This is a genomic window from Mesorhizobium sp. ES1-3, from assembly GCF_020164795.1.
GTDB lineage: Bacteria > Pseudomonadota > Alphaproteobacteria > Rhizobiales > Rhizobiaceae > Mesorhizobium.
On record NZ_JAIUGW010000024.1, the window covers coordinates 15,491 to 32,062 of the forward strand.

The window sequence follows — 16,572 nt, forward strand, 5'->3', positions numbered from 1 at the left end:
TGCACCTACACCGTATCCCCGTGCCAAGAGGGATGGCTCGAAGGAGAATCACTCGTGCATACAGTTATGCCGGAATGTGACACTCGGCCGAACGCCAGCAGCGCCTTGCTCGCAGGACGTGATGTCGATTCCGTCATAAAAGGCGCAGCGCTCGGCCGTATCGGCAACCTCGAAGTGCGGCTCGCCCGCAACGAGGCCGAGATCGCGGCTGCGCAGGAAGTGCGTTACCGTGTATTCTATGACGAGCTTGGCGCCAGGAAGGATCTGTTCCAGGCGCATGACCGTCGCGACGCCGACCGCTTCGACCCGCTCTGCGACCATCTGCTCGTCCTCGATACCACGCTTTCCGGCCCTGAGCACCGCCGCATCGTCGGCACCTATCGCTTGCTGCGGCAAGAAATCGCGGCAACCGCCGGCGGCTTCTATTCCGAAGGCGAATTCGAGCTGACCAAGCTCATCGCCCGCCATCCCGGACAGCGTTTCCTCGAACTCGGCCGTTCATGTGTTTTGCCCGAATACCGTTCGAAGCGCACCATCGAGGCGCTATGGCAAGGCATCTGGGCCTATATCAATCACTACGAAATCGGCGTGATGACCGGCTGTGCCTCATTCCACGGCACCGTGCCGGCCGCGCATGCCGAGGCGCTCACCTATCTCGCCCATCATTGCCGCACCAACTCGGCCTGGGACGTGCGCGCGGTGTCCGGGCGCTATTGCTCCATGGACCTGATGCCGATCGAGGCGGTCAACACCAAGGCGGCGATCGCGGCGATGCCGCCTCTGGTCAAGGGATATCTGCGGGTAGGCGCTCGCATCGGCGATGGTTGCGTCATCGACCGCGAATTCTCCACGGTCGACATTTTCGTCGTGATGCCGGTCAAGGAGATCGGCGCCCGTTACGTCAACTATTATGGCGGGGAAGCGCAGCGCTTCGCCGCGTGAGCGAGTAGGCAGTAGGCAGTAGGCAGTAGGCAGTAGGCAGTAGGCAGTAGTGAAGACGCCACGATTCACGCATCGACGACTACTGACTATTTCCCTACTCCCTATTCCCTCTCTTCAAGGAATGTCTTCCGGCCGCCGGCCGGGCCGGCTCTTGTAGGATGGAAACGTCCAGCCGAAACGGAGCGCACCGCCGCGCACCGCGAACGCCGCGGCGAAGCCGGCCAGCTCTGAAACGATCGGCGGCAATCCTGTGACGTCGCCAGCCGTGAAGATTGCAGCGCCCGCGAGAGCGGCCGTAACATAGATTTCCGGTCTCAGCAGCACCGAGGGTTCGCCGGCCAGCAGATCGCGCAGGATGCCGCCTGACGTGGCGGTGAGCACGCCGGTAATGACGGACACGACCGGCGAACCGGTAATGGCCAGCCCCTTGGCAGCACCCATCACCGAAAAAGCGGCCAGTCCGATGGCGTCGAGCCAGAGCAGCCATTTCCAGCGGGACTCGACACGGTGCGCAGCAAAGAACACCAGCACCGCGACCGCCGCGCAGATCAGCACGTAGCTGGAGTTGGCGACCCAGAAAACCGGTAGATTGAGGATGACGTCGCGAAGCGTGCCGCCGCCGATGCCGGTGACACTGGCCAGGAACAGGAAGCCGATAATGTCGAGCTGTTTGCGCGAAGCCGCCAACGCCCCCGTCGCCGCGAAGACGGCAACTCCGGCATAATCGAGAAGGGCGATGGGGTTCATGGGCTGAGTGAGTAGTGAGTAGTGAGTAGTGAGTAGTGAGTAGTGAGTAGCGGAATAGCACGAAGCCGCAGCTTAGTGTCAGGCCCCTACTCCCTATTCACTACTCACTATCCTCACGCATCCTTCTCGGCCTGCTCATTGACCGGCCCTGGCTCGACCGGCGCGTCGGCGGCAATTTTCGGGCCGCCCTTGGCGACGCCGACCATGGCCGGGCGCAGCACCCGCTCGCCGATCGAATAGCCCGGCTGCACGACCTGGACCACAGTGTTGGCCGGGACGTCGGGATTGGGCACTTCGAACATCGCCTGGTGGAAATTGGGATCGAACTTCTCGCCTTCCGGAGCGAGTTTCTTGACCCCATGCCGTTCCAGCGCCGACAGCATGGCACGCTCGGTCAGATCGACGCCTTCGATCAGAGCCTTGAAGCCAGCATCCCCCGACGCCTTGGCCTCGGCGGGAATGGCATCCAGCGCGCGGCGCAGATTGTCCGACACCGACAGCATGTCGCGGGCGAAATTCGCCACCGCATAAGTGCGCGCGTCATGCACGTCGCGCGCGGTGCGGCGGCGCAGGTTTTCCATCTCGGCCGCGACGCGCAGCGCGCGGTCCTTCAGCTCTTCATTTTCCTTCAGCAGCCGCACAAGCGCTTCATAGTCGCCGTCGATGCCGCCTTCCGTACGCTCGGTATTGGCCTCGGCCGCCTCGGCTTCACTGGGCGCGCGTTCGTCTTTTGCCTGGTCGCTCATCGCCGTTTCCCGTCATCTCGAATGGTGTGGATTTGTGCCCGATATCGAGGTTCGCAGGCCAAAAATCAAGGGGAAAGCGACCGCAAGGACCTTTTGACAGGACCTGGAAGGCACCAACGCCGCAGTTCGATTTTAATTCAAATTTTACCGTGCTTGCCGGCTTTGCTTGCCACAACGCCGTGATGCGGGAACCATTCCGTCGCTGGAGGAGTTTCGGAACCGACGCAGGATTTGAACCCATGACCCGCAACAAGCTCGAAAAAACCGAAAGGCTCGCTGCGGAGGTTCGGCGCCAGATCGGCGCCGAGGCGATGAAGCGCTTTCTGCGCACCTTGCCAGCCTTCCGCACCGAAGCCGACATCCCGGACCGCTTCGGGCAATTGCTCGATCACCTCGACCGGGTCGAGGATGGCGACGTCGGCTGGCGACGGGCAGTGAGGGTCGACTAGCCTTACGCGACAATTACGCACAGTAACTTTACGTGATCATCGTCTTGCGGTGGCGGCACACCCTGCCTATGCTTTCTGATGAACATGATTTCCCCCGAAGCGGCGGCCAATAGCAAGCGCGCCTGGCTCAAGGTCCTGGCGCGCTACAAGAAGCCTGACAGGCGGCGCAGCGCACTCGAACTCGCCATCACCCTCATTCCTTTCGCCACGCTGTGGGCTCTGTCTTCCGCGGCCTATGCCTATGGTCATTGGTGGGGACTGATCCTCATCCTGCCCGCGGCCGGATTCCTGGTGCGGATTTTCATGATCCAGCACGATTGCGGCCATGGCTCCTTCTTTGCCAATCGCCATGCCGACGACTGGATCGGCCGCGCGCTGGGCATCCTGACGCTGACGCCCTACGACTGCTGGCGGCGTGCCCACGCCACGCATCATGCCAGCGCCGGCAATCTCGACGAGCGCGGCATGGGCGACATCAGGACGCTGACCGTCGCCGAGTACCGGCAGATGTCCTGGCGGGGTCGCCTGGCCTATCGTCTCTACCGCCATCCGCTGGTGATGTTCGGCCTGGGGCCGATCTGGCTGTTCATCTTTTCGCAAAGGCTGCCCATCGGCATGATGCGCGGCGGCTTGACGCCCTGGGTGTCGTCGATGACCACCAATCTAGGCATCGCGCTTGCCGCCGCCATCCTCATCTGGGTCATCGGTCCCGGCGCGTTCCTGATCGTCCATCTGCCGATCGTCATTCTCGCCGGCTCGGCCGGCATCTGGCTGTTCTATGTCCAGCACCAGTTCGAGGAGACCGAGTGGGCGAAGGATGAGGAATGGGAGTTCCAGCACGCCGCTCTGCACGGCTCTTCCTACTACGACCTGCCGCCGGTGCTGAACTGGCTCACCGGCAATATCGGCGTTCACCACGTCCACCACCTCTCCGCCAGGGTGCCCGGCTACCGGCTGCAGGAAGTGCTGCGGGACTATCCCGAGCTGCGCGGCATCGGCCGCATCACGCTGCTTGAGAGCCTGCGCTGCGTCAAACTGGCCTTGTGGGACGAAAGCCGCAGCAAGCTGATATCGTTCCGCGAGGCGCACGCGGCGCTGTAGCGCCTGCCTTTTCCCGGTTCGCGGGGACGAGGTGAGGCGTGGTCCGCACAGCGGACGAAAAGCCAATTGCTTGGCTTTTCGAACAACGCCCGAAGGGCCGGCGTGGAAGCAGCACCAAGCTTTCCAACCTGATTTGAGAAGCGTGGACGAGCAGCCGGTTCTCAGAGCCTCAGGCCGCTTGCCGCTCGTCACGCATCAGGATCTCGCCATGGCGGATCTCGGTGCCCAGCACCTTCAGGCATTCGCGGATGAAAATGGACAGGCCCGGCCAGCCCTTGGCCGAAACGAGATTGCCGTCGACATGGGCTCCGTTCGGCGCGACGTCGATATAGATGCCGCCGGCCAGCGTGACTTCCGGCTCGCAATAGTGAAGCGCCGCCACCTCCCTGCCCCGCACCACGCCGTCGACCGCGATCAGGATCTGCACGCCATGGCAGATGGTGAAGATCGGCTTGCCTGCTTCATGGAAGTGCCGCACGAGCGCCTGCACGCGCTTGTCGATGCGGATGTATTCGGGGCCGCGCCCGCCCGCCGCGTAGACGGCATCGTACTGGGCCGGATCCACCTCGGAAAACGTCTTGTTGAGGATGTAATCGTGGCCGGGCTTTTCGGTGTAGGTCTGGTGGCCTTCGAAATCGTGCGGCGATGTCTTCAGCACATCGCCAGCCTTCTTGTCGGGGCAGACGACATGCACGGTGTGGCCGACGGCATGCATGGCCTGTTCGAAGACGAAAATCTCATATTCCTCGCTGAACTCGCCAACGAGCATCAGTATCTTCTTGCCAGCCATTTCCGGTTCCTCCCTTTTGGCAATTTATTTCCGGCCGCGAAATAACAGCGTTATCCTAAGGGCGGGATCACGTGGGGAAAAGCGCAAAACGCACAATTGGTACGACCAGTTTACGCCGTCCCCGATTGAAAGGGCCTTGGGGCCGCTCATCGAAAAACGAAAATAGTCCCACTGGTTCGACCAGCAGCGCAATCAGGCGTCAGCCCTGATCATATCGCTTACGGTATAGGCGTGCAGAACTGGCGTCAGTTGCCGCGAACCCGGCGCCAGGAATATTTCGGGCCGTTGGGCTCCGCTATGGCGGCCGGCTGGTAGTAAAGCCCCAACCCGCCGGTACGGCCCTCTTCCAGGCGCTTCAAGAGCACTGGATTCGAGATCTCGAACTCGTCGAAGCCAAGCCGCAGCATATGCGGCAACGGGTCGACCAGAACCTGCCCGGTGGCACGCAGCGCGCCCGTGAAATGATAGCGGCCGCGCAGCAATTCGCCCTTGGAGAAAGAGCGGCCGTCGCCGAAGGCCGGAAAGGCCAGCGCCACTAGCGACAACTGGTCGAGCAGGTCGGCGATCTTCTCCAGCTGATCGCCGGGCTGCAGCAGGACGCCGAGCCGCTCCTTCGCCGAGTGGCGCACCTCCGGGTCGAGATCGAGGAACGCCTGCAGCGGCAGGATGAAGCGGCCATTGCCGGAAAGCGCATCGGCGCTCTCGGCATGGGTCCACTCGTCCTCGCGAAAACCCTCCGGGGTCCAGAGCCGGGTCTCCGGTGTCGTCGGTTCAGTCATCAAAATTCCTAAAATTCGAAGAGCTCGAGGGTATGTTGAAATTCAGGTCAGGCCGCGCCGAAAACGGCTGCTTCCGAGAACCGGAGCGGAGCGTACTTGAAGTACGCGAGCAGCGGAAGCGCAGGAAACTGCCGTTTGCAGGCCGGCCTCACCTGAATTGCAACATACCCTATAGTGATGCGTCGGTCAGCGACACTTCCAGTCCCGACAGGTGAATGCCGCACTCGGTCTTGGCGTGCCCGGCCCAGCGGCCGCTGCGCGCGTCCTCGCCCGGCTGCACCGGCTGCGTGCAGGGAAAGCAGCCGATCGACAGATAGCCGTAGGCGACCAGTGGATTTTCGCGCAGCGCATGCGCGCGCATGTAGTCGGCCTGGTCCGATGTCGTCCAGTGCGCTAGCGGATTGATGCGGATGCGCGGGCCGACGGCCTCGAACACAGGGAGTGCGGCCCGTGTCGAGGCCTGGAAGCGCTTGCGGCCTGTGAACCAGGCGCGGAAGGGTGCGATGCCACGTGCCAGCGGCTCGACCTTGCGCACGTCGCAGCAGGCGTCGGTGTTGTTCTGGTGCAGATTGCCGGTCGGGTCGATCCGTTCGAGCGCCGCTTCGTCGGGCTTGATCACCCGGATGTTGGTCAGCCCGAAATCGGCGACCAATGCGTCGCGATAGCCGAGCGTCTCCTCGAAATGCTTGCCGGTATCGAGGAAGATGACCGGCAGCGTGCGGTCGATCTTGGCGATCATGTGCAGCAGCACCGCCGAATCCGCGCCAAACGAAGACACGGCGGCGATCTCGTCGTGAAACAGTTCCTTGGCCGATCGTTCAATGATCTCGATCGGGCTGAGATGACCGTAGAGTGCGTCTAACCCCGCCGCCTTGGCGGCGATGCCGTCATCGACGTCGACGATATGGTCAAGCGGCCTTGGCTTCGCCAGCATAGAGCGCCTCCTTGAACGGCGCGGGACCGACACGGCGGTAGGCGTCGATGAATTTTTCCTGCGGATTGAGCCGAAGGCCGAGATAGGTGTCGACGATCTGCTCGATGGCGTCGGTGATTTCTTCCGAAGAGAAGCCGCGGCCGATGATCTCGCCGACCGAAGTGTTCTCGTCGGCCGAACCGCCCAGTGTCACCTGATAGAGTTCGGAGCCCTTCTTCTCGACACCGAGGATGCCGATATGGCCGACATGGTGGTGGCCGCAGGCATTGATGCAGCCCGAGATTTTCAACTTCAGCTCGCCGATCTCGCGCTGCCGCTCCAGCGAGGCGAAGCGGCGCGAGATTTCCTGTGCGATCGGGATCGAGCGCGCGGTCGCCAGCGCGCAATAATCGAGGCCCGGGCACGAGATGATGTCCGAGATCAGGTTGGAATTGGCCGTCGCCAGCCCGATGTCGACCAGCGCGTCATAGACCGCCTTGAGGTCGGCGCGCGCCACATGCGGCAGGATCAGGTTCTGCTCGTGGCTGACGCGAAGCTCGTCGAAGGCATACTTCTCGGCAATGTCGGCGACCGCTTCCATCTGGCTGTCGGTCGCATCGCCCGGCACCTCGCCGATACCCTTGAGTGAGATCGTCACCGCCGCGTAGTCGGGGTGGCGGTGCGTCACCACGTTCTGGTCGAGCCAGTCCGAGAAGCCCTTGGAATCCAGCCGCGCCAGCTTGACGGCCGCATCGCCGTCCGGCCGCCCGGCCAGCGCCGGCGGGGCGAAATAGGCCTCGATGGCGCGGATGTCCGCCTCCGGCAACTTCAGCTCCGCGTCCTTCAACTCCTGCCACTCGGCCTCGACCTGGCGGGTGATTTCCTCGGCGCCGGTCTCGTGGACCAGGATCTTGATGCGCGCCTTGTACTTGTTGTCGCGGCGGCCATAGAGATTGTAAACGCGCAGGATCGCCGTGCAGTAGGACAGAAGGTCGGCCTCCGGCAGGAAGTCGCGGATCTTGCGCGCCACCATCGGCGTGCGGCCCTGGCCGCCACCGACATAGACGGCGAAGCCGAGCTCGCCGGCGGCGTTCTTCTTCAAGTGCAGGCCGATGTCATGCGTCTGGATGGCGGCGCGGTCGCGCTCGGCTCCCGTCACCGCGATCTTGAATTTGCGCGGCAGGAAAGAGAATTCCGGATGCACCGAGGACCATTGCCGCAGGATTTCCGCATAGGGACGCGGATCGGCGACCTCGTCGGCGGCCGCCCCGGCAAAATGGTCGGCGGTGACATTGCGGATGCAATTGCCGCTGGTCTGGATGGCATGCATCTCCACGCTGGCCAGGTCCGCCAGGATCGCTGGAATATCCGACAGCGCCGGCCAGTTGAACTGGATGTTCTGGCGCGTGGTGAAATGGCCGTAGCCCTTGTCGTATTTGCGGGCGATGTGGCCAAGCATGCGCAGCTGCTTGCCGTTCAGCGTGCCATAGGGCACGGCGATGCGCAGCATATAGGCGTGCAGCTGCAGATAGACGCCATTCATCAGCCTGAGCGGCCGGAACTGGTCCTCGGTGATCTCGCCGGACAGCCGGCGCTCGACCTGGTCGCTGAACTCGGCGACGCGGGCCTGGACAAAATCGTGGTCGAACTCATCGTAACGGTACATGCTTAGTCTTTCAGGGCGCGTCCGCCCGTGTCTGGTTAGGCTGCCCGCGCAGCCTGCTTGCCGAGATCGTTGCGGATGGTGGGACCGGCGGCGCGGATCTTCTCGCGCAGCCGCACCGGCTCGACGACGCCGTCGACGACTTCCGCATCGATCAGATTGACGTCGACCACTTCATTGTCGGCGTGGGCCTTGGCGCCGATGGCCTCCAGCCGATCCTCGGCCGCCTTGTCGTGGGCAAGGTCCGCGTGGTCCACCGTCTCGGCCCAGCCGCCGTCGGCGTACCAGACGGCAATCCCGTCGCCGAGGCGATTGGCGGTCAGTATCTTCATGGGTGAACTCCCTCGGCGGCCGCTACGGGCGCACTCTCATGCCTGTGTGCCGCGAGCGGCTCGGACCGCTCGAAATTGGCACCGGCGACGGCGTCGCCGATGATGGTCATGACCGGGCCCGACAGATCGGCGCGCGCTTCCAGCGACGGCAGGTCGGCAAGCGTTCCGTGGAAGCGTCGGCGATTGGTCAGGCTGGCATTCTCGACCACGGCGACCGCCGTGTCCGGCGACAGGCCGGCCTCGATCAGCCGGCCGGCGACTTCGGCCGCGACCGAGCGGCCCATGTAGACGGCGACGGTAGCGCCGGAAATGGCGAGCTTGGCCCAGTCTGGCAACGAATTGCCCTTGAGATCGTGGCCGGTGGTGAACACCATCGAGGAGGACACACCGCGCAGCGTCAGCGGCAGTTCGAAATCTGCGGCAGCGGCGAAGGCTGCGGTGACGCCCGGAACCACCTCATAGGCGATGCCGGCATCGCGAAGCGCCGCCATCTCCTCGCCGGCGCGGCCGAACACCAGCGGATCGCCCGACTTCAGCCGCACGACGCGCTTGCCCTCACGGCCAAGCTCCACCAGCAGCGCGTTGATTTCGGCCTGGCTCTTGGTATGGCAGCCCTTGCGCTTTCCCACCGGCAAGCGCTCGGCATCGCGGCGCCCCATGGCGACGACCGCCTCCGGCACCAGCGCGTCATGGACGATGACGTCGGCCTCCATCAGCAGACGATGCGCCCGCAGCGTGAGAAGGTCCTCGGCGCCGGGACCGGCGCCCACCAGGGCGATGTGGCCGCGAACCGGCGCGTCGGACAACAGGAGATCGGCGGCGGCTTCGTGCGCCTGCGAAAAATCGCCGGCCTCGATGGCGCGCGCTGGCGCTCCGCCGAAGAAGTCACTCCAGAAACGGCGGCGCACATTGCCCCTGGGCAATCTCGCGGCGGCATTGCGGAACGACGCGGCAAGCGCGGCCAGCGCCCCAAGCGACGGCGACAGCATGCGGTCGATGCGGCCGCGCAGCATCTGCGCCAGCACCGGACCCGCACCTTCGGTGCCGATGGCAATGGCGACCGGTGCGCGGTTGACCAGCGCCGGGGTGAAGAAATCGCAGAGGTCCGGCCGGTCGACGGCATTGACCGGAATGCCCAGCCGGCGCGCGTCGGCGGCTACGCGCCGATCGAGCGCCTCGTCGCCGCTGGCGGCGAACACCATCACGGCGCCTTCGAGTTGCGAGGCATCATACGCGCGGGCCACATGGTTCGCGCCGGTTTCGGCGATGAAGGTCAACAGCTCCGGCTCGGCATCGCTGGCGATGATGTGCAGAACGGCACTCGACTGGGCGATCAGCCGCGCCTTGGCCAGAGCCTCCTCGCCGCCGCCGACAATGGCCACGGCTTCGCCCTCGACCCGCATGAAGACGGGAAAGGCGTTGAGCTTGGTGGTGGCTTGCGGCATGATAATAGCAATCCGGGAACAGTTTCGCAGTTTTACGCCCAGGCGTAAAAAAGCAGAAGCAAAGCACTCGCGCATCCGGTGATGGCAGGCAATCGCTTTTTCGCAACCGCGAAGGGCAAGAGAAAAATATTCCACGCCCATGCCTTTGGCCAGGCCGGGTCGCCGAAATCGACCTTGAAGGCGCTTTTAGCTGCCTGCGACCTGTCCCGCAAAACAGTTTTTTCCAATTTCTACCAATTTAGTAGATTAAAGTCGTCTGATGACGATTTCATGTTCGGCGCCCGGTCTGCACCGCTATTCGGTCCGTGGCGGGGGTTGGAACGTTGACGGGCGGAAACGCGTTCCCGGTATAGCCACCACGCAACAAGGAGCGTCCTCATGAACACGATCAAACTGAAGCATGGCATTTGGGTTCTGGTGGCCGATGGTGAAAAGGCGCTCCTGCTCAAGAACGCCGGCGACACCAAGTTTCCCAATCTTGAAGTCGTGCAGGTGATTGAACAGGAAAACCCGCCCACACGCGAACAGGGAAGCGACAGCCCCGGCCGATACAATGATGGCCCATCCATGCACCGCAGCGCGGTCGAGGATACCGACTGGCATCGCATAGGCAAGGAACGCTTCGCCGAGGAGATTGCCGCCCGGCTCTACAAACTCGCCCATGACGGCGAGTTCGACAGCCTTGTGCTTGTCGCCCCACCAGTGGTGCTCGGCGCCATGCGCAAGAAGCTGCATAAGGAGGTAGCTGACAAGGTGACGGCCGAAATCCCGAAGACCATGACCAACCACGGCATCCCCGAGATCGAGGCGCTGTTGCAGGCAGCCTGATCGCCAGCAACGGATTGGTCGTCAAGGCGAATATCATAGCCGGCTCAAGCAGATCGGCGGCGTCCCGGTCGCCGGTCCAGCATTTTGTCGCCGCGCCATCGCCTTGCCATCCCCAACGCCTTCGAGGCCGGCCAGATCGTGCTGCGGCCACGCACTGCCAATCCCAACATCAGTGTCATCGCCCGCGCCCATTCCGACGCCGAGGTCGAGCATCTGAAGGGGCTCGGCGCCGATACCGTGATCATGGGCGAACGCGAGATCGCGCGCGGCATTGTCGAAGAGGTGCTTGGCCACAAGCCGCGGGTCGCAGAACCGTCCGCTGCCTGAGCCGACGTGCCCACAGGCCGTTCAATCATGCCACGAATGCCGAACCGCCATTTTGCGCGACATCGCCGAGGTATTTTGCCGGGGGCTTGCCAAGCGCCTTCTTGAACATGGTGATGAAGGCGGTAACCGAGCCATAGCCGAGATCGCCCGAGACTTGCTGCACGCTGGCACCGGACGCCAGCTCCCGAATGGCGACGATCAGGTGCAATTGCTGGCGCCAGCGCCCGAAGCTCAAGCCAGTCTCCTTGACGACGAGACGCGCCAGACTGCTTTCGCTGAGCGCGACGCGGTTGGCCCATTGCGCCAACGAACTGCGATCGGCAGGGTCTTGCGCCAGCGCCTCGGCGATCCGCCTCAAGCGCGGCTCGGATGAAATCGGCAGATGCAGCTGCTGGACAGGCATGCGCGGCAGTTCTGCAAGCAAAGTCCTGGTCAAGAGATCATCCCTTGCCTGGTCGTCCTGCACGCTGTCGGACAGCTCGACGATCAGTTCGCGCAGCAGCGGCGAGATCGAAAGCGTGCAGCACCGGTCCGGCAATTCGGCGGCTCCCGGCTCGATGTAGACGAAGAATATCCGGGCATTGGCCGTCGCGATGTTGCTGTGCTCCATGGCGCCGGGGATCCATACCCCGCAATGCGGCGGCACCATCCACAAGCCGCTCGGAACGCGGCATGTGACGCCGCCTCCGAGCGCAAAGACGAGCTGGCCCTTGCGGTGCCAATGGGCGGGTACCTCCGCTCTGGTCTCGGTGACGTCGACACGCACGGCGATGGCCGGCGCCAGCACGTCATCGACATCGAAATTAAGCCATGGGTAGCGAAGAGGCTGTCTCATGATTGACTGCTTTTAGCGATTAAATGCCAGGATATCTAAATTCTTCAAGCGGGGAGCCCGATAAAGTTCCGGCCTCCAGCAAGAAGGTCCGTAACCATGCTCGCCTTAGTCATATCTTCCGACAGCGCCACGGGATTGAGGCTCGCCGAGGTGGAAGAACCTCGGCCCCTTGAGGACGAGGCGCTCGTCTCGGTGCACGCAAGCTCGTTGAACCGGGGGGAACTGCGCCTGCTCACCATCCGCTCGAACGGCTGGATACCCGGCCAGGATATCGTTGGGATTGTCGAACGCGCGGCCGCCGATGGGTCCGGGCCGGCCGCTGGCGCCCGGGTTGCGGCTTTGGTCGACCAGGCAGGCTGGGCCGAACGGGTCGCCGTTTCAACAGACCGTCTCGCGATCCTGCCGGATGAGGTCAGCTTCGTCTCGGCAGCTACGCTTCCGGTGGCGGGCACGACGGCGCTCAGGACTTTGCGCCATGGCGGTGACCTAGCCGGCCTAAAGATCCTGATCACCGGTGCAAGCGGTGCCGTCGGTCGCTTCCAGATCCAGATCGCCCGCGAGCAAGGCGCGTCGGTGACGGCCATCGCCGCCGCCCGGCACCACGAGGATCTGCGTAAACTCGGAGCCGAGCAGATCGTCGAGTCGATCGAGCAGGCCGAGGGACCGTTTTCGCTGATCACCGAGTCGGTCGGCGGCAAGAGCCTCGCACACGCCATCGAACGCGTCGCCCCCGGCGGGACGATCGTCATGTTTGGTTCGAGCAGTGGCGAACTCACGCCGGTTGGGTTCCGTCAGTTCGTTCCGGGTCACGAAGGGGCGAGGCTTCAGACGTTCGCCTACTACGCGTCCGGTTCGGCCATCGGCGCCGATATCGCCGCGCTGCTGGCCCTGGTCGCGGCTGGCCGGCTGGACAGCCGCATTGCCTTGGCCGTGCCATGGACGGACATCGGCCAAGCCCTGGACTCGCTGCGCCAGCGCCGCATCAGCGGCAAGGCCGTTCTCACCATCGGCAGTTGAGCCGGCCCTAGAGCAATTTTCAGGAAAAGTGTGTAACGGTTTTCCCGGGAAAAGCGCGTAGCGCTTTCCCTAGGGAATCGCGTGAAAACAAAGAGTTAGAGCGGGTCGGCGATTCTATCAAACGCTGAACCGCTCTAGCCTGAAGTCGACCAGTTCATACGTGCTGGCCACCATTGATGTGGATTTCCGAGCCCGTGACGTAGGACGCCTGACCTGAGCAGAGGAAAAAGATGATGTCGGCGACCTCCGCCGTGGTGCCCAGGCGCCGCAGTGGGATGGTCTCGACGATCTTTTCCGTGCCCGGCGACAGGATCGCGGTGTCGATCTCGCCCGGCGCGATGGCGTTGACGCGGATGCCGTGCGGGCCGAAGTCATGCGCCATCTCGCGTGTCAGCGAGCCGAGCGCCGCCTTCGACGTCGCATAGGCAGTGCCGGCGAAGGGATGCACGCGGGTGCCGGCGATCGACGTCACGTTGACGATCGAGCCCTTGGCCGCCGCCAATTCCTTGAACAGGCCGCGCGCCAGCATGATCGGCGCGAAGAAATTGACCTGGAACACGTCGCGCCAGACATGCATCGGCGTGTCGATCGAGTCCATGCGGCTGTTGCCATCCCCGAGCTTGGGCGAAATGCCGGCATTGTTGACCAGCGCGTGCAACTGCCCGCCATGCGCTTCGAGCCGATGACGGATCTCGGAGACCGCAATACCGACATCTTCCTGGTCGGCGAGATCGACCTTGATGTGGTCCTCCGGACCGGCAGGCCACGGGCAATCCTCGGCGAAGGCCTGGCGCGAACAGGTGATGACGCGCCAGCCCTCGCGCGAAAAGCGCTTGACCGTGGCATGGCCGATACCGCGGCTGGCGCCCGTCAGCACGATGGTCTTTCTGGTGTCGGTTTCGGTCATGTCGCGGTCTCCGGGCTGGACATGTAGCCGAACGCAGCCGGGGTGGCGAGAGGCGGATTGACGCCGCTAGCCGGTTGCTCAGCCGCCGCCAAGAATATCCAGGATCGAGGTCTGCCGCTTCTTGAGCGGACCGCCGACGCTGCCTGGCGGCACCGGATGTCCGACCGAAGCCGTGGTGCCGCCATCCGCCGGCATGTTGAAGCCATCGGCATCGACGGTCTGGGCAGGCCGCGCCGTACGGACCGGCGCTGGCGTCGCCGGTGCTGCCGCCTGCGCGGCCGGTGCTTGCTGTCCAACCGAAGCCGACGGAACCGGTGCCGGTTGGTTGTTGTCTGCCGAGGGAATGTCGTCGGGCACGATGGTGTCCGCCGGCGTCGACTTCCAGGTGCCGGGCAGCGGCCGCACCGGCACGCCCTCATGCGCGGCGACCATGAATTCATGCCAGGCCTGTGCCGGCAACGCGCCGCCGGTGACCTTCTTCATCGCCGTGCCGTCGTCATTGCCGAACCACACACCGGTGGTGAGATTGGCGGTGTAGCCGACGAACCAGGCGTCGCGCGAATTCTGGCTGGTGCCGGTCTTGCCGGCCGACGGCCAGGCGAAGGCCGCCTTCTTGGCGGTGCCGATCTCGACCGTGCCGGTCATCATCGAGTTCATCATGCCGACGATCTCGGGTTTTACGACACGTGGCGCGGCGCCGCCGGCGGCGTCGTAAAGCACCTTACCCTCGGCGGTCGTGATGCGGCGGATGAAATGGATATCGGGCTTGTAACCGCCATTGGCGAAAGGCACATAGGCCGAGGTCAGTTCCAGCGGCGTCACTTCCGACGTGCCGAGCGCGATCGAGGTATTGGCCTGCAAATCGGACTGGATGCCCATGCGGTGCGCGGCTTCGACCACCGCGTTCGGCCCGACCTCCATGGTCAATTGCGCCGCAACCGAGTTCAGCGATTTGGCCAGCGCCGTCGCCAGGGTGACCTTGCCAAAGTACTTGCCGCCGTAATTGTCCGGCGTCCAGTTGCCGATCTTGATCGGCGCATCGTTGCGGATACTATCGGGCGTACGGCCGGCCTCGAGCGCCGCCATGTAGACGAACGGCTTGAACGCCGAGCCAGGCTGCCGGCGCGCCTCCGAGGCGCGGTCGAACTGACTGGTCGAATAGTCGTAGCCGCCGACCATGGCGCGCACCGCGCCGGAATCGTCGATCGACACCAGCGCGCCCTGGGTGACGTTGAGCTTCTTACCGCTGTCGTCGATCAGCCGGCGGATCGACTGTTCGGCGAGTTTCTGCAGGTTCAGGTCGACGGTGGAGTCGATGACGATATCGCCGCGCACGTCGCCGATCAGGTCGGGCAGTTCTTCCATGATGGTGTCGGCGACATAGTTTTCCGAGCCGGTCCAGTAGGAAGGCGAGCGTGTCGCCGGCGCGCTGAGCGCCGTCTTCAGTTCCTTCTCGCTGATCTTGCCCTCCTCGCGCATGGCGGCGAGCACCAGTTGCGAGCGCTCTTCGGCGGCCTTGGGATCGCGCGCCGGCGACAGCCGCGAGGGCGCCTTCAGCAGGCCAGCCAGGAGTGCGGCTTCCGACAGAGTGACGTCGCGCGCGCTCTTGCCGAAATATCGCCGCGAGGCCGCCTCGACACCATAGGCGCCGGAGCCGAAATAGACCCGGTTGAGGTACATTTCGAGGATCTGGTCCTTGGTGTGCTTGTGCTCCAGCCACAGCGCCAGCAGCACCTCCTGCACCTTGCGCTCCAGCGTGCGGTCAGGCTTCAGGAACAGGTTTTTCGCCAGCTGCTGCGTCAACGTCGAACCACCTTGCGAGAAGTGCCCACCGATGAGGTTGGTCACCATGGCACGCGACAGGCCGATCGGATCGACCCCGAAATGCGAATAGAAACGGCGGTCCTCGATGGCGATCACCGCCTCGGGAATATAAGGCGACATTTCGTGCAGGCCGACGGCTTCACCGCCGCTCATGCCGCGATTGGCCAGCAACTGCCCGTCGGCCGAGACGATCTTGATGTTGGGTGCACGGTCGGGGATCGACCAGGTCGTGGCCGCGGGCATCTTGGCGCCGTAGTAGATGACGACGCCCGCCACCGCGATGCCGCCCCATATGGCGAGCACGAAGCACCAGTAGACCAGCCGGCCGAGCACGCCGAACAGGCCGCGCCCGCTTCCGCCGCGCCTCCCCCGCGACGATTTCCCCTTCGATGATTTGCGTTTGGCGGAGGCTTTGCGATTGCTCGGCACGACGCGGTCCTCCTCGCTCACCGAAAGACCCGTCTGGGATCTCGCTCGTGGCGGCCCTTCGAAGCTGGGCTCGATGCGACTGTCTCTGCGGTTCGCCATGCGCTGCGCTTGATGTCCCCGGTGCCAATGGCGCTCGGGTTGAAGAGTAGATGCGGCGATTTAAGGGCGGGTTAAGCAGGCCTCCGGCCAAACCGTTGAAATCCGTTAGGAATTTGTTAATCCTCTTCTCCCGTCACCTGGTGATCCCAACGAGCGCCCTTATTGTCTTCCCTGCGTTTTTCGATCTCATAGGTCAGCCATCGGCAGAACATGCCGGCAATCGACGTCGCCGCGCCGACAAGCAGACAGGTGGTCAGCAGCGGGCTTTTGGAAGCGCTTGACCAACTGACGATGGCCAGCAGCACAACGCTCAGAGTTGAAATCAAATAACCCACGCCCTTGAGCAAGTGCAAAGAAGCCTTTGTCATCTCCTGGAACCTCCTCGGCCTGTTCCTCGGA

At 63.7% G+C, this 16,572-nt stretch carries 18 protein-coding genes and 1 pseudogene; 7 read left to right on the plus strand and 12 right to left on the minus strand.

Annotated features, from left to right (window positions below; all coding sequences use genetic code 11):
- The first annotated feature begins 66 nt into the window (after window positions 1-66).
- Window positions 67-942 carry a GNAT family N-acetyltransferase gene (locus LB536_RS25020; RefSeq protein ID WP_224597434.1) on the plus strand — a complete coding sequence of 292 codons (876 nt, stop codon included), beginning with the start codon at window positions 67-69 and terminating at the stop codon, window positions 940-942.
- Window positions 943-1,056: 114 nt separating this feature from the next.
- Here the strand turns inward: LB536_RS25020 and LB536_RS25025 are convergent, their stop codons facing one another.
- Together LB536_RS25025 and grpE are read right to left on the minus strand one after the other, a co-directional pair.
- Window positions 1,057-1,689: a trimeric intracellular cation channel family protein gene (locus LB536_RS25025; RefSeq protein WP_140756284.1), complete on the minus strand. Its 633-nt coding sequence runs from the start codon at window positions 1,687-1,689 to the stop codon at window positions 1,057-1,059.
- A 113-nt stretch (window positions 1,690-1,802) separates the two neighbouring features.
- Entirely contained in the window at window positions 1,803-2,435 is a 633-nt protein-coding gene (gene grpE, locus LB536_RS25030; RefSeq protein WP_140756286.1) for a nucleotide exchange factor GrpE, read from the minus strand.
- Between the two features lie 239 nt (window positions 2,436-2,674).
- Here grpE and LB536_RS25035 point away from each other — a divergent pair, with 239 nt between their 5' ends.
- Complete coding sequence (locus LB536_RS25035; RefSeq protein WP_140756289.1) at window positions 2,675-2,884, plus strand: hypothetical protein; 210 nt, start codon at window positions 2,675-2,677, stop codon at window positions 2,882-2,884.
- Window positions 2,885-2,962: 78 nt separating this feature from the next.
- Window positions 2,963-3,985 carry a fatty acid desaturase gene (locus tag LB536_RS25040; RefSeq protein ID WP_140811559.1) on the plus strand — a complete coding sequence of 341 codons (1,023 nt, stop codon included), beginning with the start codon at window positions 2,963-2,965 and terminating at the stop codon, window positions 3,983-3,985.
- A gap of 169 nt (window positions 3,986-4,154) precedes the next feature.
- On the opposite strand, the gene LB536_RS25045 is transcribed toward LB536_RS25040, so the two are convergent.
- The 6 genes from LB536_RS25045 to cysG form a co-directional block, all read right to left on the minus strand.
- Complete coding sequence (locus LB536_RS25045; protein ID WP_224597299.1) at window positions 4,155-4,775, minus strand: DJ-1/PfpI family protein; 621 nt, start codon at window positions 4,773-4,775, stop codon at window positions 4,155-4,157.
- Window positions 4,776-5,020: 245 nt separating this feature from the next.
- Complete coding sequence (locus tag LB536_RS25050) at window positions 5,021-5,554, minus strand: DUF934 domain-containing protein (RefSeq protein WP_224597302.1); 534 nt, start codon at window positions 5,552-5,554, stop codon at window positions 5,021-5,023.
- 169 nt (window positions 5,555-5,723) lie between these two features.
- On the minus strand, window positions 5,724-6,488 hold the full coding sequence (locus LB536_RS25055) for a phosphoadenylyl-sulfate reductase (protein ID WP_140756298.1): 765 nt from the start codon (window positions 6,486-6,488) through the stop codon (window positions 5,724-5,726).
- The gene (locus LB536_RS25060) at window positions 6,463-8,133 is read right to left on the minus strand and encodes a nitrite/sulfite reductase (protein WP_140756300.1); all 1,671 of its coding nucleotides are present in this window, start codon (window positions 8,131-8,133) and stop codon (window positions 6,463-6,465) included. Before LB536_RS25060 ends, LB536_RS25055 begins: the two co-directional genes overlap by 26 nt.
- 35 nt (window positions 8,134-8,168) lie before the next feature.
- Window positions 8,169-8,462 (minus strand): DUF2849 domain-containing protein, encoded by a 294-nt coding sequence (locus LB536_RS25065; RefSeq protein WP_224597305.1) that lies wholly within the window; start codon window positions 8,460-8,462, stop codon window positions 8,169-8,171.
- Window positions 8,459-9,907: a siroheme synthase CysG gene (gene cysG / locus LB536_RS25070; RefSeq protein ID WP_224597308.1), complete on the minus strand. Its 1,449-nt coding sequence runs from the start codon at window positions 9,905-9,907 to the stop codon at window positions 8,459-8,461. Before cysG ends, LB536_RS25065 begins: the two co-directional genes overlap by 4 nt.
- Window positions 9,908-9,988: 81 nt before the next feature.
- Here cysG and LB536_RS25075 point away from each other — a divergent pair, with 81 nt between their 5' ends.
- The 3 genes and pseudogenes from LB536_RS25075 to LB536_RS25085 all read left to right on the plus strand — a co-directional run.
- Window positions 9,989-10,234 (plus strand): hypothetical protein, encoded by a 246-nt coding sequence (locus LB536_RS25075; protein WP_224597311.1) that lies wholly within the window; start codon window positions 9,989-9,991, stop codon window positions 10,232-10,234.
- A gap of 51 nt (window positions 10,235-10,285) precedes the next feature.
- Window positions 10,286-10,735 carry a host attachment protein gene (locus tag LB536_RS25080; protein ID WP_140756306.1) on the plus strand — a complete coding sequence of 150 codons (450 nt, stop codon included), beginning with the start codon at window positions 10,286-10,288 and terminating at the stop codon, window positions 10,733-10,735.
- Between the two features lie 102 nt (window positions 10,736-10,837).
- Window positions 10,838-11,062, plus strand: a pseudogene (locus LB536_RS25085) (NAD-binding protein); the annotation flags it as partial.
- A 25-nt stretch (window positions 11,063-11,087) separates the two neighbouring features.
- On the opposite strand, the gene LB536_RS25090 reads toward LB536_RS25085, so the two are convergent.
- Window positions 11,088-11,897, minus strand: coding sequence for an AraC family transcriptional regulator (locus LB536_RS25090; RefSeq protein ID WP_224597314.1), 810 nt, complete (start codon window positions 11,895-11,897; stop codon window positions 11,088-11,090).
- Between the two features lie 96 nt (window positions 11,898-11,993).
- Between LB536_RS25090 and LB536_RS25095 the strand changes: the two genes are divergently transcribed.
- Entirely contained in the window at window positions 11,994-12,914 is a 921-nt protein-coding gene (locus LB536_RS25095) for a zinc-binding dehydrogenase (RefSeq protein ID WP_224597317.1), read from the plus strand.
- Between the two features lie 154 nt (window positions 12,915-13,068).
- On the opposite strand, the gene LB536_RS25100 is transcribed toward LB536_RS25095, so the two are convergent.
- The 3 genes from LB536_RS25100 to LB536_RS25110 form a co-directional block, all read right to left on the minus strand.
- Window positions 13,069-13,821, minus strand: a complete 753-nt coding sequence (locus LB536_RS25100; protein ID WP_140756313.1) for an SDR family NAD(P)-dependent oxidoreductase — start codon at window positions 13,819-13,821, stop codon at window positions 13,069-13,071.
- 78 nt (window positions 13,822-13,899) lie between these two features.
- A complete protein-coding gene (locus tag LB536_RS25105) occupies window positions 13,900-16,173 on the minus strand; it encodes a transglycosylase domain-containing protein (protein WP_224597320.1) in 2,274 nt (757 codons plus the stop codon).
- Window positions 16,174-16,289: 116 nt separating this feature from the next.
- Complete coding sequence (locus tag LB536_RS25110; protein ID WP_140756318.1) at window positions 16,290-16,541, minus strand: hypothetical protein; 252 nt, start codon at window positions 16,539-16,541, stop codon at window positions 16,290-16,292.
- Window positions 16,542-16,572 lie beyond the last annotated feature (31 nt).

Excerpts from the sequence above, each read along its gene's own strand:
- LB536_RS25095 (WP_224597317.1), top strand. The coding sequence starts at position 11,994 with ATGCTCGCCTTAGTCATATCTTCCGACAGCGCCACGGGATTGAGGCTC.
- LB536_RS25075 (WP_224597311.1), top strand. The coding sequence starts at position 9,989 with ATGGCAGGCAATCGCTTTTTCGCAACCGCGAAGGGCAAGAGAAAAATA.
- LB536_RS25065 (WP_224597305.1), bottom strand. The coding sequence starts at position 8,462 with ATGAAGATACTGACCGCCAATCGCCTCGGCGACGGGATTGCCGTCTGG.
- LB536_RS25020 (WP_224597434.1), top strand. The coding sequence starts at position 67 with ATGCCGGAATGTGACACTCGGCCGAACGCCAGCAGCGCCTTGCTCGCA.
- LB536_RS25090 (WP_224597314.1), bottom strand. The coding sequence starts at position 11,897 with ATGAGACAGCCTCTTCGCTACCCATGGCTTAATTTCGATGTCGATGAC.
- LB536_RS25045 (WP_224597299.1), bottom strand. The coding sequence starts at position 4,775 with ATGGCTGGCAAGAAGATACTGATGCTCGTTGGCGAGTTCAGCGAGGAA.
- LB536_RS25110 (WP_140756318.1), bottom strand. The coding sequence starts at position 16,541 with ATGACAAAGGCTTCTTTGCACTTGCTCAAGGGCGTGGGTTATTTGATT.
- LB536_RS25105 (WP_224597320.1), bottom strand. The coding sequence starts at position 16,173 with ATGGCGAACCGCAGAGACAGTCGCATCGAGCCCAGCTTCGAAGGGCCG.
- LB536_RS25060 (WP_140756300.1), bottom strand. The coding sequence starts at position 8,133 with ATGTACCGTTACGATGAGTTCGACCACGATTTTGTCCAGGCCCGCGTC.
- LB536_RS25050 (WP_224597302.1), bottom strand. The coding sequence starts at position 5,554 with ATGACTGAACCGACGACACCGGAGACCCGGCTCTGGACCCCGGAGGGT.
- LB536_RS25100 (WP_140756313.1), bottom strand. The coding sequence starts at position 13,821 with ATGACCGAAACCGACACCAGAAAGACCATCGTGCTGACGGGCGCCAGC.
- LB536_RS25080 (WP_140756306.1), top strand. The coding sequence starts at position 10,286 with ATGAACACGATCAAACTGAAGCATGGCATTTGGGTTCTGGTGGCCGAT.
- cysG (WP_224597308.1), bottom strand. The coding sequence starts at position 9,907 with ATGCCGCAAGCCACCACCAAGCTCAACGCCTTTCCCGTCTTCATGCGG.
- LB536_RS25055 (WP_140756298.1), bottom strand. The coding sequence starts at position 6,488 with ATGCTGGCGAAGCCAAGGCCGCTTGACCATATCGTCGACGTCGATGAC.
- LB536_RS25035 (WP_140756289.1), top strand. The coding sequence starts at position 2,675 with ATGACCCGCAACAAGCTCGAAAAAACCGAAAGGCTCGCTGCGGAGGTT.
- LB536_RS25025 (WP_140756284.1), bottom strand. The coding sequence starts at position 1,689 with ATGAACCCCATCGCCCTTCTCGATTATGCCGGAGTTGCCGTCTTCGCG.
- grpE (WP_140756286.1), bottom strand. The coding sequence starts at position 2,435 with ATGAGCGACCAGGCAAAAGACGAACGCGCGCCCAGTGAAGCCGAGGCG.
- LB536_RS25040 (WP_140811559.1), top strand. The coding sequence starts at position 2,963 with ATGAACATGATTTCCCCCGAAGCGGCGGCCAATAGCAAGCGCGCCTGG.